At 63.1% G+C, this 15,825-nt stretch carries 12 protein-coding genes; 8 read left to right on the top strand and 4 right to left on the bottom strand.

The genetic code is table 11. The annotated features are described in order from the left end of the window. Positions 1-320 (bottom strand): NADH:ubiquinone oxidoreductase subunit NDUFA12 (locus AOQ71_RS09270; RefSeq protein WP_245316819.1); only part of this gene is annotated, 320 nt, incomplete at its 3' end. Positions 321-581: 261 nt separating this feature from the next. On the opposite strand from AOQ71_RS09270, the gene AOQ71_RS09265 reads away from it, so the two are divergent. The 3 genes from AOQ71_RS09265 (at position 582) to AOQ71_RS09255 (ending at position 4,097) form a co-directional block, all read left to right on the top strand. After that, positions 582-1,181, top strand: a complete 600-nt coding sequence (locus AOQ71_RS09265; RefSeq protein ID WP_057744847.1) for a BA14K family protein — start codon at positions 582-584, stop codon at positions 1,179-1,181. A 265-nt stretch (positions 1,182-1,446) separates the two neighbouring features. Continuing rightward, positions 1,447-1,860, top strand: coding sequence for a response regulator (locus tag AOQ71_RS09260; protein ID WP_057744844.1), 414 nt, complete (start codon positions 1,447-1,449; stop codon positions 1,858-1,860). Continuing rightward, complete coding sequence (locus tag AOQ71_RS09255; RefSeq protein ID WP_057744842.1) at positions 1,857-4,097, top strand: CHASE3 domain-containing protein; 2,241 nt, start codon at positions 1,857-1,859, stop codon at positions 4,095-4,097. The genes AOQ71_RS09260 and AOQ71_RS09255 overlap by 4 nt, the downstream gene beginning before the upstream one ends. A gap of 52 nt (positions 4,098-4,149) precedes the next feature. On the opposite strand, the gene AOQ71_RS09250 is transcribed toward AOQ71_RS09255, so the two are convergent. After that, positions 4,150-5,046: a DMT family transporter gene (locus AOQ71_RS09250; RefSeq protein WP_057744839.1), complete on the bottom strand. Its 897-nt coding sequence runs from the start codon at positions 5,044-5,046 to the stop codon at positions 4,150-4,152. Positions 5,047-5,847: 801 nt separating this feature from the next. Between AOQ71_RS09250 and AOQ71_RS09245 the strand changes: the two genes are divergently transcribed. From AOQ71_RS09245 to AOQ71_RS09230, 4 genes are all read left to right on the top strand, one after another. Next, entirely contained in the window at positions 5,848-9,612 is a 3,765-nt protein-coding gene (locus tag AOQ71_RS09245; RefSeq protein ID WP_057744836.1) for a vitamin B12-dependent ribonucleotide reductase, read from the top strand. A 55-nt stretch (positions 9,613-9,667) separates the two neighbouring features. Then, positions 9,668-9,994: a hypothetical protein gene (locus tag AOQ71_RS42945; protein WP_083514080.1), complete on the top strand. Its 327-nt coding sequence runs from the start codon at positions 9,668-9,670 to the stop codon at positions 9,992-9,994. Positions 9,995-10,205: 211 nt separating this feature from the next. Next, positions 10,206-11,012 carry a DUF4200 domain-containing protein gene (locus tag AOQ71_RS44940; RefSeq protein ID WP_157083445.1) on the top strand — a complete coding sequence of 269 codons (807 nt, stop codon included), beginning with the start codon at positions 10,206-10,208 and terminating at the stop codon, positions 11,010-11,012. Positions 11,013-11,290: 278 nt separating this feature from the next. Next, the gene (locus AOQ71_RS09230) at positions 11,291-12,388 is read left to right on the top strand and encodes a hypothetical protein (protein WP_347336691.1); all 1,098 of its coding nucleotides are present in this window, start codon (positions 11,291-11,293) and stop codon (positions 12,386-12,388) included. Between the two features lie 685 nt (positions 12,389-13,073). Here the strand turns inward: AOQ71_RS09230 and AOQ71_RS09225 are convergent. Beyond that, positions 13,074-13,367, bottom strand: a complete 294-nt coding sequence (locus tag AOQ71_RS09225; RefSeq protein WP_083514079.1) for an HdeA/HdeB family chaperone — start codon at positions 13,365-13,367, stop codon at positions 13,074-13,076. 385 nt (positions 13,368-13,752) lie between these two features. On the opposite strand from AOQ71_RS09225, the gene AOQ71_RS09220 reads away from it, so the two are divergent. Further along, positions 13,753-14,265 carry a ParB N-terminal domain-containing protein gene (locus tag AOQ71_RS09220; RefSeq protein WP_057744823.1) on the top strand — a complete coding sequence of 171 codons (513 nt, stop codon included), beginning with the start codon at positions 13,753-13,755 and terminating at the stop codon, positions 14,263-14,265. Positions 14,266-14,414: 149 nt separating this feature from the next. Here the strand turns inward: AOQ71_RS09220 and AOQ71_RS09215 are convergent, their stop codons facing one another. Beyond that, entirely contained in the window at positions 14,415-15,746 is a 1,332-nt protein-coding gene (locus tag AOQ71_RS09215; RefSeq protein WP_057742559.1) for an IS1182 family transposase, read from the bottom strand. Between the last annotated feature and the right edge of the window lie 79 nt (positions 15,747-15,825).

Genomic DNA, 15,825 nt, shown 5'->3' with positions numbered 1-15,825 from the left:
GGCGTGCCGGTCAGATTCGGCTGGTGCGGCTTTTCCCACTCGCGCGGCTGGTAATTGATCTCCGTCGGCGGGGTGTCGACGACGTGATGGATCCAGCCGTGCCATTCCGGCGGAATGCGGCTGGCCTCGGCATAGCCGTTGTAGATCACCCAGCGCCGCTCGAAGCCGAGCGTTGGGTCGATCTTGCCGCCGGCGGTGCGGTAGTAGCGGTTGCCCTGCTCGTCCTGGCCAACCAGCTCCCCGAACCTGGAGGTCCAGAGTTGGGTGCCAAAGGTCTGGCCGTTCCACCAGGTGAAGAGCTTCAGGAAGAATTGTTTCATGCGGCAAGGGCCCTGCTTCGTGGGGTCCTGATGCCATCCGGACGGCCAAATGTCCAGTTCCGCGGGCGCGGCCATGCCCGGCCCAAATGCGGTGACGGGGCCGCCAGAACGACCACAAAGAGAACGCCGCGCCTCGGACGCCATCCGTTCACGTTGGGTACAGCAGCCCGGTGGGAATCTGCGGTCCATGCGCAAACCGGCGTGATCCCAGGAACTGGTGCCCCCTCAACGGATTTGTTTTTCGGGAAAAGGAGTTTGAACATGAACAGTCTGAGAGTTTTGGGTGCGGCCGCAACGCTGGCACTCGTTCTGCCAATGGCGACGCCGAGCTTCGCCCAGGGCCACGGCGGCCATTTCGGCGGCGGTGGCGGTGCTCACTTCAGCGGAGGTGGTGCTCACTTCAGTGGTGGCGGTGCTCACTTCGGCGGCGGCAGCTTTGGCGCCGCCCGCCCCGCCGGTGGCAATTTCGCTGCCAGCGCAGCCGTACGGCCGTCCGGAGGAGCGACCGGCTTTACGGGCCGCAACTTCGCAGCAGCCGGAGGCCAATGGAATGGCGGCGGCGGCCAATGGAACGGCGGTAATTGGCACGGCGGCTGGCATCGCCATCATGGTGGCGGCTTCTGGCCGGGTTTCGCGGCGGGCGCAGCGATCGGCGGACTCGGCTCATACGCCTATTATGGCGGCCCGTATTACGGCGATGGCTACTACGACGACGGCTATTATGACGACAGCGCGACCGTCGCCGTGGTGCCCGACACAGGTGGCGATTCGTCGGCCTATTGCGCCCAGCGCTACCGGTCCTACGACCCGGCCTCCGGCACCTATCTCGGCTATGACGGCTTGCGTCATCCCTGCCCGTAATACGGCGTGACGATCATCGTTCAAGGGCGGCGCCGATGACGGGCGCCGCCCTTTGCTTGACGAGCCTTCGCCAATTGGGCCATCGCCTCAACCTGTCGTTGTAACTCGATGAAATTCACTTGGGGCACCCACGCCGGCATCGGGAACTCGCAGGCCGCTATGCATGGCTCCGTGCATATCTTTCGGTCCAATCCAAAATTGACCCGACGTACGATTCGCCTATATCAGCAGTCGCTGTGGGGACTTCGATCTACTGGGAAAGGTCATGCCGCGTATTCTCGTGGTCGATGACGATCCGATGGTCGGCGCGACCATCGAGGTCCTCCTCCTGCGCCAGGGCTTCGACGTCACGTTGACTGACGGCGGCGAAACGGGCCTTGCTGCGCTGGAAGCGCAGACTTTTGACGTGATGCTGGTTGATATCTTCATGCCGCATATGCGCGGCTTTGAATCGATCCGTATCTTCCACGAACGCGCGCCGGCGATTCCGTTGATCGCCATGTCGGGCTACGCCTTCGCCTCATCCGCCTCGCCCTCCCCGGACTTCCTGCGCATGGCGCTGGAGCTCGGGGCGACGCGCTGCCTACGCAAGCCCTTCACGCCCGAAGCGCTGCTGGCCACGATCCGGGAATGCCTCGGCGAGAGCGCGCCGCCAAAGGACCAGAAAGAGGCCCCTTGATCCCCTCGCAGCGCGTCATTCTCGGTGCTGGACTTGCCGTTCTCCTGCTCATCACCGCCGCCTCGATCGGTCTCGATGTCAAGTCGCGGTCGGACGCCGCCCAGGTCAACCGCACCGTCGAGGTGCTGAAGAAGGTCTCGGATCTGCGTATCCTGCTCCGCCGTGCCGAAAGCGCCGCGCGCGGCTACGAGATCTACCGGAGTTCAAGCTTCAACGACGAATTCCAGACGGTGCGTGCCCGGATCGCGCCTGCCCTTGCCGACCTCAAGCGCAACATGCGCGACAATCCGGATCAGCTCGCGCTGCTCGAGAGCACCGAGCCGCTAGCGCTGCGCCGGCTCGACATCGCCGCGGAGGCCATGCGCCTGCGCACCGCCAATGACAGCGACGGCATCGCCGCGCTCCAGAGCAAGGGCGAAGGCCGCAGCCTGATGGACATGGTGACGGGCAATCTCGACCGCCTGAGTTCAGGGGAAGAACGGTTGCTCAACGAGCGATCGCAGGCTTCGCGCCGCACCGGCACCGTGCTGCTCGGCATCGACGTCGCCGGCGCCCTGGTGATCCTGTTGCTGCTCGTGATGGTGATGCGCGAAAGCCAGCGCGCCACCGTACAACTTCAAAGCTCGCTCGATCAGACGCAAGCGGCCAAGGAGGCGCTCGAGGCCGCCGTTGCCGAACGCACCGAGCACCTCGTCATCGCTCACGACGAATTGCGTCTGTCGGTCAACGTGCTGCAGAGCACGTTCCGCAGCATGGCGGAGGCGGTGCTGGTGATCGACAAGGAAAGCACCGTGCTGCTGTCCAATCCGGCGGCCGAGCGCATGCTGCTGCATCGGGCCGGCACGAACCTCGGCAATCTGCGCGCGCTGTCCGACGTGTTCCACGGCGACGGCGTCACGCCACTCAAGTCCGACGAGCTGCCATCGGTGCGGGTGCTGCGCGGCGAGGAGTTCGAAGATCTCGAGATGATCGTCCGCCCGCACAGCGGCAACGGCACGCGCCACCTGATGATCAGCGGCCGGCCGATGCGCGACGGCCAAGGCAACGTCTCCGGCGCGGTGCTGGTCTATCACGATGCGACCGCCTCGCGCGAAACCGAGCGGCAGCTGTATCAGTCGCAGAAGCTCGATTCGATCGGCAAGCTGACCGGCGGCGTCGCGCACGACTTCAACAACATGCTGACCGTGATCTCGGGCAATACCGAGACGCTGGTGACAGGGCTGAAGGATCAGCCCGAGCTGCAGCGCACCGCGCGCCTGATCGACGATGCCGCCGCGCGCTGCGCCGACCTGATCCAGCATTTGCTGGCCTTCGCGCGCAAGCAGCCGCTGCAGCCGCGCGATGTCGAGATCAACGCCGCCATCGCCGACATCGCAAAATTGCTGCGCCCGACCCTCGGCGAGCAGATCCAGATCGAGACCGTGCTCGAAAAGGGACCGATGACCTCGCACATCGATCCGTCCCGCCTCACCAATGCCGTGCTCAACATGGCGATCAACGCCCGCGACGCCATGCCGAACGGCGGCAAGCTGCTGCTCGAGACCCATCACGTCGTGCTGGACGAGGCCTATGCGCAGGCCAATGCGGACGTCACGCCCGGCCCCTACGTCATGCTCGCCGTCAGCGACACCGGCACCGGCATGCCTCAGAGCGTGCAGGACAACGCGTTCGAGCCGTTCTTCACCACCAAGGAGATCGGCAAGGGCTCGGGCCTCGGCCTCTCCATGGTCTACGGTTTCGTCAAGCAGTCCGGCGGCCACATCAAGATCTACAGCGAGGAAGGCCACGGCACCACGATCAAGCTCTATCTGCCGCCTGGCCAGGGCATCGCAGAAGCGGCCGGCGTGAGCGTGCCGCAGGCTGAAGGCGGCGCCGAGACCATCTTTGTCGTCGAGGACGACAATCTGGTGCGCACCTTCGTCACCGCCCAGCTCCAGAGCCTCGGCTACAACACCGTCGCCGCCGCCGACGCCAAGGCGGCGCTGGAGCTGATCGACGCCGGCCAGGCCTTCGACCTGCTCTTTACCGACGTCGTCATCCCCGGCGGCATGAGCGGCCGCGAGCTTGCCGACGAAGTGGCCAGACGTCGGCCTGATGTGAAGGTGCTCTACACCTCCGGCTACACCGACAACGCCATCGTCCATCACGGCAAGTTGGATGACGGCGTCATGCTGCTGACCAAGCCCTATCGCCGCAACCAGCTCGCGGAGATGATCCGGAAGGCTCTGGGAGCATGATCCGGAAAAGTGGGCAGCGGTTTTCCGGCAAGATCATGCTCGAACAAAAAGCCTAGCGCGTCGCCAGCAGCACCGCGGCGAGCGTGAAGATCAGCCCGGCGATCTGCCCTGACCCGAGCGGCTCGTGCAGCGCGATCGCGGAGGCCACCACGCCGATGACAGGCACCGCCATCGTCCCGATCGCCGCCACCGAGGCCGGCAGGCGCGCCAGCGCTGCGAACCAGCTGACATAGGCGATGCAGAACTGCACCACGGTCGAATAGACCAGCAGCCACCAGCCAACCGGCGTCACCTTGTCCAGATGCGAGGTCTCGACGAGTAAGCCGATGATCGAGATCGGCAGGCAGCCGATGCCGATCTGCCAGGCCGCAGCCGTGATCGGCGGCAGGTGGATCGGGTATTTCTTCGAGAACACCGTGCCGATTGCAAAGCCGAGCGCGCCTGACAGCGCCATGATGATGCCGGGCAGCTTCTCGGTGCTGGCGGCAATGCCGTTGCCGCCCATGATCGAGGCAAGGCCGGCAAAGGCCATCACCAGCCCCAGCGTTCGCAGCAATGTCGGCCGCTCGCCGAGCGCGGGCCAGGCGATCAGCGAGGCCCAGACCGGCATGGTGTAGGCGATCAGCGCCGCCTCACTGGCCGGCAGCCAGAGCAGCGCCAGCCCCATCAGCACCATCCAGCCGGTGACGTTGAGGAGCGCGGCCGTCAGCAGCCGCGGCCAGATCGCTGGCGCGACCTTCAGGCTGTCACCACGCACCAGCGCGAGCAGCGCCAGCAGCGCGGCGCCGAGCACGCCGGTGACGCCGCGCAAGGTGAGCGGCGGCAGCTCGCCGATCAGGAATTTGGTAACAGGCCAATTGAATCCCCAGCCGATCGAGGTGATGGCGAGGAACATCAGGCCGGCCGGGGCGATGCGCGGTCGCGGCACCGGCCGAGTCGAATCAAGCATGTGGGCAGTCCGGCAAATCAGCGCTCAGCTTGGCGCGGATTCGCGGCCGCGACCACCACCGCGGCGGGCATGCCTGCCCTCAGCTTCCGTACCACTACGTGAGTCCCGCTGACGCAATCCCGGTCCCGAAAAATATACCTGCCCTGTGAACAGCGGGATGAAGGGTCCGGATCAGCGCGGGATGCAAATTTTTTCGGTTGGGAATCCCTGAGGACTCACTGATACTTGCCTCCACAACAGGCACGGGCCTGCCCCCTGTTATCCCCCGCAATCCACCATATTTAGTATTTGATTCAGGAACTCGCACTAGTTCTTGACGGGCGCACTGGAGAGTCCTAGCTTTCGGACCGTTCGGCGCGAGTGAGTTTGTGTCCCGCCGGCACTCCCCCAAAGGGTCCGCACAACTGCACTCCGCCAAGCCAGACGAAGGCTGCGGGATGAGGGCTTGTCTGCCCTCGGAAGGCGGATTTTTCGGACGCCAGAACGGGCCGGCAACAGGCTCGGATGGCAGAGTTCACGCTCGGGCCAGCTGGCACATGCGTGAAGTGAGACGAAGTGAAGTTGTGGGGCGTTTGAACGCATGTCGGGCTCATCCCTTTGGGGCGGATGGGCCTGGGCATGCCGGCGGATGATCGGTGCGCGCATCGAGGAGTCACGTCGGGAGAAACTGGGCCGGATCCACCGGCTGAACTGCGGTGCCCAAGGGCCGATGAGGCCCTGAAGGAAACGCGAATGAAATGTCGAGCCGGACGCCTTCAACGAGAGGCGGATCCGGCTCAAGATTAAGGACGGGGCAAGACCATGCGGATTGAGCGGCGCCACACTACTTCGGGACAATCACCTTATGCGGGAATCGAATTCCGCCTCACCACGTCGGAGATCAGGAATCCCGACGGCTCGGTCGTGTTCAAAATGGACGGCGTCGAGGTCCCGGCCGCATGGTCGCAGGTCGCCTCCGACGTGCTCGCCCAGAAATATTTCCGCAAAGCCGGCGTTGCCGCCCGCCTGAAGAAGGTCGAGGAGGAATCCGTCCCGTCCTTCCTGTGGCGCTCCGTGCCCGATACCGAGGCGCTGGCGGCTCTCCCCGAGAAGGAACGCTATGTCAGCGAGATCTCGTCAAAGCAGGTGTTCGACCGCCTCGCCGGCTGCTGGACCTATTGGGGCTGGAAGGGCGGCTATTTCTCGTCGGACGAAGACGCCCAGGCCTTCTACGACGAGCTCCGCTACATGCTCGCCATGCAGATGGTCGCGCCGAACTCGCCGCAATGGTTCAACACCGGCCTGCATTGGGCCTATGGCATCGACGGCCCCGGCCAGGGCCACTATTACGTCGACCCCTTCACGGCTAAGCTGACCAAGTCCAAGTCCGCCTACGAGCATCCGCAGCCGCACGCCTGCTTCATCCAGGGCGTCGGTGACGACCTCGTCAACGAGGGCGGCATCATGGACCTCTGGGTCCGCGAAGCCCGCCTGTTCAAGTATGGCTCCGGCACCGGCTCCAACTTCTCGCGCCTGCGCGGCGAAGGCGAGAAGCTGTCCGGCGGCGGCCGCTCGTCCGGCCTGATGAGCTTCCTCAAGATCGGTGACCGCGCCGCCGGCGCCATCAAGAGCGGCGGCACCACGCGCAGAGCCGCCAAGATGGTCGTCGTCGACGTCGATCACCCCGATATCGAGACCTATATCGACTGGAAGGTGAAGGAGGAGCAGAAGGTTGCGGCCCTCGTCACCGGCTCCAAGATCAACCAGAAGCACCTCAAGGCGGTGCTGAAGGCCTGCGTCAACTGCGAAGGCTCGGGCGACGATTGCTTCGACCCCGAGAAGAACCCTGCGCTGCGCCGCGAGATCAAGCTCGCCCGCCGCAGCCTCGTGCCTGACAATTACATCAAGCGCGTCATCCAGTTCGCCAAGCAGGGCTACAAGGACATCCAGTTCGACACCTACGACACCGACTGGGACAGCGAAGCCTATCTCACGGTGTCGGGCCAGAACTCCAACAACTCGGTCTCGCTGAAGGACGATTTCCTGCGCGCCGTGGAAACCGACGGTGACTGGAATCTGAATGCCCGCACCTCGAAGAAGGTGACGAAGACGCTGAAGGCACGCGACCTCTGGGAAAAGATCGGCTACGCCGCCTGGGCGTCGGCCGACCCGGGCCTGCACTTCAACACCACCATGAACGACTGGCACACCTGCAAGGCCTCAGGCGACATCCGCGCCTCGAACCCGTGCTCGGAATACATGTTCCTGGACGACACGGCGTGCAACCTGGCGTCCGCCAACCTCTTGACCTTCTACAACGCCGAGACAAAACAGTTCGACGTGAAGGGCTACGAGCACCTCTGCCAGCTCTGGACCATCGTGCTCGAAATCTCGGTGATGATGGCGCAGTTCCCGTCGAAGGCGATCGCCGAGCTCTCCTACGAGTTCCGCACGCTCGGCCTCGGCTACGCCAATATCGGCGGCCTCTTGATGACCATGGGCCTGTCCTATGACAGCAAGGAAGGCCGTGCGCTCTGCGGCGCGCTGACTGCTGTGATGACCGGCATCACCTACAAGACCTCGGCCGAGATGGCGGCCGAGCTCGGCACCTTCCCCGGCTACAAGAAGAACGCCGCGCACATGCTGCGCGTTATCAGGAACCACCGCCGCGCCGCGCATGGTGAGGCCAGCGGCTACGAGGCGCTCAGCGTCAATCCGGTGCCGCTCGACCACGCCTCGTGCCCGCAGCAGGACATCGTCGCCCATGCCAAGGCGGCCTGGGATGCGGCGCTCGAGCTCGGCGAGAAGCACGGCTATCGCAACGCCCAGACCACCGTCATCGCGCCGACAGGCACGATCGGCCTGGTCATGGATTGCGACACGACAGGCATCGAGCCCGACTTCGCGCTGGTGAAATTCAAGAAGCTCGCCGGCGGCGGCTACTTCAAGATCATCAACCGCGCGGTGCCCGCGGCGCTGCGCGCGCTCGGCTATCGCGAGAGCGAGATCGCGGAGATCGAAGCCTACGCCGTCGGCCACGGCTCGCTCTCCAATTCGCCCGGCATCAACGCCTCGACCCTGAAGGCCAAAGGCTTCACCGATGAAGCCATCGCCAAGGTCGAGAAGGCGCTGCCGACCGCCTTCGACATCAAGTTCGCCTTCAACAAGTGGACCTTTGGCGAGGATTTCATCCGCGACCAGCTCGGCATCGGTGCTGAAGCCATTGCGGCCCCCGGCTTCGACCTGCTCCAGGCCGTCGGCTTCACCAAGCGCGAGATCGAGGCGGCCAACGTCCACATCTGCGGCGCGATGACGGTGGAAGGTGCTCCGCACCTCAAGGCCGAGCACTATCCGGTGTTCGACTGCGCCAATCCCTGCGGCAAGATCGGCAAGCGCTATCTGTCGGTCGAGAGCCACATCCGCATGATGGCGGCGGCGCAGCCCTTCATCTCGGGTGCGATCTCCAAGACCATCAACATGCCGAACGACGCCACGGTGGAGGACTGCAAGTCCGCCTACATGCTGTCGTGGAAGCTCGCCTTGAAGGCCAACGCGCTCTATCGCGACGGCTCCAAGCTCAGCCAGCCGCTCAACTCGCAGCTCATCAGCGACGACGAGGACGAGGACGATGCGGTCGACCATCTCTACGAGAAGCCGATGGCGGCGCGTGCCGCCCAGGTCTCGGAGAAGATCGTCGAGAAGCTGGTCGAGCGCATCATCGTGATGCGCGAGCGCGAGAAGATGCCGGACCGCCGCAAGGGTTACACCCAGAAGGCAGTCGTCGGCGGCCACAAGGTGTACTTGCGCACCGGCGAATATGACGATGGCCGTCTCGGCGAGATCTTCATCGACATGCACAAGGAAGGCGCCGCGCTGCGCTCCTTCATCAACAACTTCGCCATCGCCGTGTCGCTCGGTCTGCAATACGGCGTGCCGCTCGATGAATATGTCGACGCCTTCACCTTCACCCGCTTCGAGCCGGCGGGCCCCGTGCAGGGCAACGACAGCATCAAGTATGCGACCTCGATCCTCGACTACGTCTTCCGCGAGCTGGCGGTGAGCTACCTCTCCCGCTTCGACCTCGCCCATGTCGATCCCAACGAGACCGGCTTTGACGCGCTGGGCAAGGGCGTCGAGGAAGGCAAGGAGCCGGACGAGGACAGCGGCCACCACGCCACCAAGCTGGTCTCGCGCGGCCTCACCCGCTCGCGGACCGACAACCTGGTGGTGATGCGCGGCGGCAGCGCCGCCATCGCCCAAGGCAATGACAGCGCACCGTCAGGCGGCAGCAAGATCACGGCGCTGGCCCACGGCGCCTCCCGCGTCGGCGACGCCATCGAAGGCGCCGTCGCCCTGAAGCAGGAAGCCAGCCACGACCTCTCGCCCACCGAGAAGCTCGAGGCCCTGCAGTGGAGCAAGGCCGGCAGCGCCGCGACCGCCACCCCCACCAAGGCCGAGCGCCGCGCCGAAGCCAAGGCCAAGGGCTACGAGGGCGAGATGTGCTCAGAGTGCGGCAACTTCACGCTGGTGCGGAATGGCACCTGCATGAAGTGCGATACGTGCGGCAGCACGACGGGGTGTTCGTAGGAACCAAAAGCCCGGGCAAGAGCCCGGGCTTTTCTTTCACAAGCGAGATGACGTTATGAAAGAAGAACTTCGACGTGCAATTGCGGTGAATGCAGCGGCTAGGATCAACAGCCGAAATCCATCAAGCGTCTACAGCTATGATCGGGGCCGACACTCCAGCATGTCTCCTAACTATGACTATGAGACGGGAGCTCACATCACAGGTTCGGCCTCCGGCTTCTATCATTATGGCGTCGGCACACACGTTTCACTGAAAGTAAACGGTAACAACTTCTCCGGTTACGACTATGATTGCGGTCACCACTTTAGTGGTCGCGTCAGCGGCAATTCGATTCAGATATACGATTATGGCGAAGGAAGTTACTTCAACTACTCTGTCTGAACATCTAGGACAGCGCTAACCCTTGGACGAGGCACCGTGAGCCAGCCTCATTCGGAGAGCAGCCCGCAGATGGATTAGCACAGCGTAACCCACATCTTTGTTTTTCGCAGAGGCAAGGGTAGTGGGTTACGCCTTCGGACCCACCCCTACTCGGTAAGCGGAACTGATAGCGAGAGCTTTTCTCAAGTATACACCCCTTGCGATTGCGCCCATGACCGAAACCATCAGCAACGCCAATACGGCCGCCTCTACACTGTTCCTAGGCAAGAACGGCGACTGGTGGGACTTTTGGTTGATCATATCGGCTATTGCAGCCGCGATCATGGCTACCGCCGTTGGCATCACTACAGCCGGTTCACTCATTTCTCACAAACGGGAGGCAGCTCTCGCAGAGGAAACTCTTGGCCAGTACAAATTGGAAACTGCCAAACAACTTGCCGAAGCAAACGCCCGCCAAAAAGAGGCAGAACTCAAACTCGCCCAATTGCGTAAGCTTGCAGGCCCAAGAGAAATCAACTTTGAACGATTGAATGAGGCGCTCAAAGGTCAAGCGAAGGCGCCCGTTGTAATCTGGTACGTGCCAGAGGTTTCAGACGGTTACTGGTTTGCCTCTCGCCTGTTCTCTGCACTGCATAGTGCTGGATGGGACCCATCGTGGCCGCAGGCTGTCCCAGAACTGACGAAGGAAGATGTAGACAAAGTAATGCCGGACGCTTCAGGGCGGTTGTTCTCGGTGCTGCGCGGTCAGCCACCTGCAATGAACGCCGGAGGGCAGCCAAGCGGCGTTACTGTCGTCGGCGATGGAGACCACACCAATCTTGAACAAAATGCACCGGCATCAGCATTTAAAGCGCTTTTTCAAGCCCTATCGAAAAGCACTGATTTTGGAATGTATGGAAGCGGTGGCAGCCAATTCATGCCTGTTCCAAAGGGTACACTGAGGGTGGTAATCGCGGCAAAGACGGATCCGATTTTTGTTGATACTCCTCCTGTCCCCGTGCAAGGGACCAATCCGTAGATCGAGTTACGGTGATAGCCCGCAGCCCGTCGGGTGGGTTAGCGCAGCGTAACCCACCTCTTCACTTTCCGAGCGGATCAAAGTTGGTGGGTTACGCCTTCGGCTAACCCACCCTACGCGCTACAGTTCGCCGTTGGGCCTCGATCCATCCCGACCCACCTCCGCCCCGCCATAATTTCTCCTTTGCCCGCGCGTTGTGTTGGACGACGGCGAGGCCTATCCTTGCAGCGATCGGACTGCCGCACTCCCATTGACCCGACTGGATGGAGCGCGCATCGGTGCCTGAAGCTGACGACCCCAAGCCTGACAGCGAAAAGCCTGACAGCGAAAAACCTGCGACCCAAAAGCCTGACGCCCCCAAGCCGAACGAGGCGCGGGCCGATGGGCTGGCGCGGGCATTTGATCAGATCAAGAGCGCCGGGGAAGATCTTGCGCGGCTGGACCGGCTGGTTTCGGGAATGGAACACGATGCCCCGCGAGCCTCGCCGGCAAGTGGCGGTGCGAAAGCGGCCGAGACTCCCAAGTACGAGACTCGCAAGTACGAGGCTCCCAAGTACGGGGCGACCGATAGCAACGTTCGCGCGCGAGGCCTGAAGGGAGATCGGCCGATGCTGCGTGCTTTGGTTGGCCTCGTGCTTGCGATCGGCATTCTCGGTGCCGCCTTCGCTTCGCAGTATCGCGATGAGGTCAAATCGATCAGCAAGTCGATCATGGCGCGGTGGGTTCCGCCGGCCACAAGCCAGCCCCAGCAGGCAGCCGCGGTTGAAAGTCCGGCGCAGCCGCCGGCCGTGCTACTGACTGCTGCGGATCAGCCGACTTCGATCCCCGCGCCGCCGGTCGGCAAGGAAACGGAAAGCGCTTCAAGACCTGACGCACCAAAACCTGATGCTCCAAAACCTGATGTTCCAAAACCTGATGTTCCAAGACCTGAAGCTCAAAGTCCTGACGCTTTAAAAACCGGCACGAGCGCGCCTGACCAGTCGTCGTCCGATCTCGCGCAATCGCTCAAGACCATCACAGGCGAGCTTGCGAGCATCAATGGAAAGCTCGAGCAACTGAGGAGCCGCAACGAGCAGGCGCTGCGCGAGCAGGCCGACACCATTCAGCAACTCAAGGCGGCGCAGGAGAAGGACGCGGCTGAAAATGCGCGCCTCGCTGCGCAGGTCCAGGCGCTACAAACGCAGCTGCAAACGCAAGTGACGTCTTCATCCGCATCTGCACCCATGAAACCCGCCATGCGGAGCGTGATGAACAACGAGACGGCTGCACCTGCACGTCCGCACGTGCAAGCTGCGCCACCCCGGCGGCCGAGGCCTCCGCCGCGAGGACCCTGGATGCCCCCGCCCTATATGGACTACGGCGATCCGTATTGGTGAGCCCGCAGGGCGCGTGATTGCGCACGGCGGCGAGAACGCCGTACAGCCCGGATGTCGCTCACGCTCCACCCGGGCTTTCTGCTCCTCACCCCTCATCATTCGCCACCACATCTCGACGCGCCTGTCGTGCAGCCCGCCTCGCCGCCCTTCTCGTAACCCAGCGCGCGCGAAACTGCTTGGCGGCACGAAAAGTTCGCGGCGCCACGACCTGAAAGGCTATTGAGGCCATCCCGGCGACCACTCCTTTGACCACGTCGAAAGCGAAATCGGGTCCAAAATAATCCCACATGACCCTGCCTCCTTCTCGCGAAGGCTCCGCCGGACGGAATGGGCAAATTGCGAACATGAAAAAGCCCCGTCCGTCACCGGCGGGGCCCTCGGGAAACTCTCTGTGCGCTCTGGTCAGCGCACACGAAATCTCTCGGTACACCCGCTCATGGTGGACTCAATGAACCAGCTGCAAAGCATGGCCGTGCGATAAAAAACGCCCATGGCGATCACCCCAAAATTTCGAAATGCGATGGCGTCAGGTGCGCAATGCCAAATGCGCGCATGAGAGGCCTGTTGGCGGCAGATAAACAGACTGGACGGCCGCCGTCTGTGGCGTAATTCACATCTGCGGTGCGACTTTTTTGCGGCGCGGTTGAGCGAAGCGGCTCCCGTCGGCGCGAGGCGCCACTCTCTCCTATTTCGCAGCCCCAACCGCGTCCATCAGCGGCATGTCGCGATGAGATTCGCAGAACCGCGCGAGCTTGTTGCCGTTTCGCTCCACGGCCTGCACGTCGACGACCGGGTTGTTCTGGCGACCCGCGTAGAAGCCGGCCAGCCAGACGTTCACGGTCCGCGTATGGGTGATGCGCTGGGTGAGATATTGATCGCAGCTGATCTTGGAAACATCGATCGTCACCTGGGCATCGGCCTGCGCGACCATCAGGACCACGGTTGGAATTGCGGCGAAGGTCGCTTTTGACAAAAACATGATCTCTCCTCTCGACTGATGCCGCGAGGTTCACGTCCTGTCGCGCCATCGTCTTGATTCAGATCAACGAGCCATCCTTCAGCGAAGCGCGCAGCGCGTAGGGTGGCTTAGCCCTGCAGATGCGCGCAGCGCTTCTGCTCGGCGTACCCCACCTCTTTATTCCCCGCAGAGACAAGATCGGTGGGTTACGCCGCGCGATCTGCGCTTCGCGCAATCGCACAGCTAACCCACCCTACGCGCTGTCACCTTCATGCGCACGAAGTTCGCGCGTGCTATTCCTGCAGCCCCGCCTGTCGAAAAGCCTTTGCGACCGCACGTTTCACCTCTACAACTCCCATCCCACCGGATTTGCAACGGAACCGGTCAGACGCGCGGAGGAGAAGCTATGTCCAAGCCGGAAAGCTTCCCGATCGAGAAAATCTTCGTTCCGACGAAGCGGAAGAAGGACATCAAGCCCGAGGTCGTCGCGGAGATCGCGGAAAGCATGTTGGATATCGGGCAGCAGGCTCCCATCTCCGTCCGGACCGAGGGAGACCGCCTCGTCCTGGTCGAGGGATTGCATCGGTTAGAGGCCTGCAAGGCCCTCGGCGAGACCACCATCCTCGGTGTCGTGGTTGCCCCCGAGCTGGCGCAACACAGAAAGCTGTTGTCCGAACGACCCGAAGTCGAGGCGGAACGCCTCAAGATGGCGCGATTGAAACAGCTGCGCCTCGAGCGGGAGGCTGCGGAAGCGTCGATGGCCGCCAACAAGCGCGTCCATGAAGCGGAAACGCCGCGCGCCCGTCCGACCAACGGCGTCCGGGATCCTGCGAAAGCACCCAGCCGGGCTGCGAAATCACCACCGAAAACATTGTCGGACTGGATCACGCAGCAAAAGAGCAGCGGCGGCCGCTATTGATGGCCGGCCGCCCGCTTACGCGATGGGGCGGCCATCCCGGTGCCGTAGAGCCTGTGAGTCATTTCCGCATTCGATATTAAAGAGTGGGTAGCGCCCGCGCTGATGTCGGGGGCCGTCGATGTCGAACCGCCGGGGGATGGCTGTGCTGTCTATGCTTTTGCCAGTTGGTGTCCTTGCAGGATGTTGTTGGTGAGGGCGTACCAGAGCACGACGGCACGGACCTTCTCGATGCCGCGCACGGTCAATTGCCTGAGGTCCCAGTTCCGCCACCGGGCATGGATGCATTCGCAGATCGTGCGGGCTTTGTACTGTGCCTTGCCGGCTTCGCTGGCCATGCGGGCCCGCCAGGCCGCGACGCCAGGACCGTCGCTGCTCCGAGGTAAAAAGGGATCGACACCGCTCCTGGAGTTGGGCGGAGGACAGTAGACCTCGACGCCTTCACCGTGCGCCCATTCGATGTCCTCGCCGCTGCAGAACCCGCCATCGGCGAGGTAGCGACGCGGCAAGCGCTTCAGCCGAGTGCGCGTTCGCTCCAGCATCGGCCGCATCAAGCCGCGATCTGATCCGTTGTTGTCGATGTCGACCGTGACCACGATCAGTTCGCCGGCCGCGCTGGCCACCTGCACATTGTAGGCGGGGCGGAAGCCGGCATCTGCCATCTTCATCACCCTTGCCTGCGGGTCGGTGGTGGAGGCCCGGGGCTCCTTCGGCTTTTTGCCATTGCCGCCTTTTTCGTCGAGTTGCTTGCGCTTCCGCTTGATCTCGTCCAAAGCCCTCTGCGCAGCCTGCACCCGCTCACTGCGTTCGCGTGCCGCGCGCTCTCTGGCCGCCCTGATACGCCGGCTGCTGGCTTCCGGATCCGCATCGACCTCGCGCTTGAGCTCTTCCACCACAGCCTTCGCTTGGGCCATCTGCCGGCCGAGCGTTGCCTCCCGCCGGAACGAGCCGGCCCCCGCATTCGCCCGTATCCGCACCCCGTCCTGGGTCAGCTTCTCCAGATCAATCAGCCCTGCCTCATTCAGAGCCACCAGATGTTCGACCAGCAAACGGTCCAGCAGGTCCGCGCAGCCGACCCGGAAATCCGACAGTGTGTGATAGTTCAAAGACACGCCGCCGCAGAGCCAGCGGTAGACGTCGTGACTGTCGCAGAGCCGATCCAACGCCCGCGCGCTGCCAACGCCATCGCTCGTGGCGTACAGCCAAAGCGCCAGCAGCAGCCGGGGTGATGGCGCCGGATGGCCCGGCCTGTTTTCCCGTGCCTTAACCCGATCTTCCAGCTCGCTCAGGTCGAGCCCCTCGACATAAGCCCAGATCACCCGGGCCAGATGATCCTGCCCGATCAGGCTGTCGATATCGACCGCCCGCAATTCGACCTGATTGCGCACGGGCTCGCGCAGCCGAGGTGCACCCCGCGGCACCGCTTCGGTTCGTGGCGCCGACTGATCCGGCAATTCGCCAAAAAGTCCCTCGTCAGCCATCATCCTCTCCAGCAGATCAGTCTGCCTAGAGAATCACATTCGCCCGACACGCGGTACAAAAGATTCACAGTCTCGTAGGGTG

This window comes from Bradyrhizobium manausense (assembly GCF_001440035.1).
Classification (GTDB): Bacteria; Pseudomonadota; Alphaproteobacteria; order Rhizobiales; family Xanthobacteraceae; genus Bradyrhizobium; species Bradyrhizobium manausense.
The sequence above is the reverse complement of the archived record's forward strand: the minus strand, read 5'-3'. Positions and strand labels throughout refer to the sequence as shown.

Excerpts from the sequence above, each read along its gene's own strand:
- AOQ71_RS09265 (WP_057744847.1), top strand. The coding sequence starts at position 582 with ATGAACAGTCTGAGAGTTTTGGGTGCGGCCGCAACGCTGGCACTCGTT.
- AOQ71_RS09260 (WP_057744844.1), top strand. The coding sequence starts at position 1,447 with ATGCCGCGTATTCTCGTGGTCGATGACGATCCGATGGTCGGCGCGACC.
- AOQ71_RS09250 (WP_057744839.1), bottom strand. The coding sequence starts at position 5,046 with ATGCTTGATTCGACTCGGCCGGTGCCGCGACCGCGCATCGCCCCGGCC.
- AOQ71_RS09245 (WP_057744836.1), top strand. The coding sequence starts at position 5,848 with ATGCGGATTGAGCGGCGCCACACTACTTCGGGACAATCACCTTATGCG.
- AOQ71_RS42945 (WP_083514080.1), top strand. The coding sequence starts at position 9,668 with ATGAAAGAAGAACTTCGACGTGCAATTGCGGTGAATGCAGCGGCTAGG.
- AOQ71_RS44940 (WP_157083445.1), top strand. The coding sequence starts at position 10,206 with ATGACCGAAACCATCAGCAACGCCAATACGGCCGCCTCTACACTGTTC.
- AOQ71_RS09225 (WP_083514079.1), bottom strand. The coding sequence starts at position 13,367 with ATGTTTTTGTCAAAAGCGACCTTCGCCGCAATTCCAACCGTGGTCCTG.
- AOQ71_RS09220 (WP_057744823.1), top strand. The coding sequence starts at position 13,753 with ATGTCCAAGCCGGAAAGCTTCCCGATCGAGAAAATCTTCGTTCCGACG.
- AOQ71_RS09215 (WP_057742559.1), bottom strand. The coding sequence starts at position 15,746 with ATGATGGCTGACGAGGGACTTTTTGGCGAATTGCCGGATCAGTCGGCG.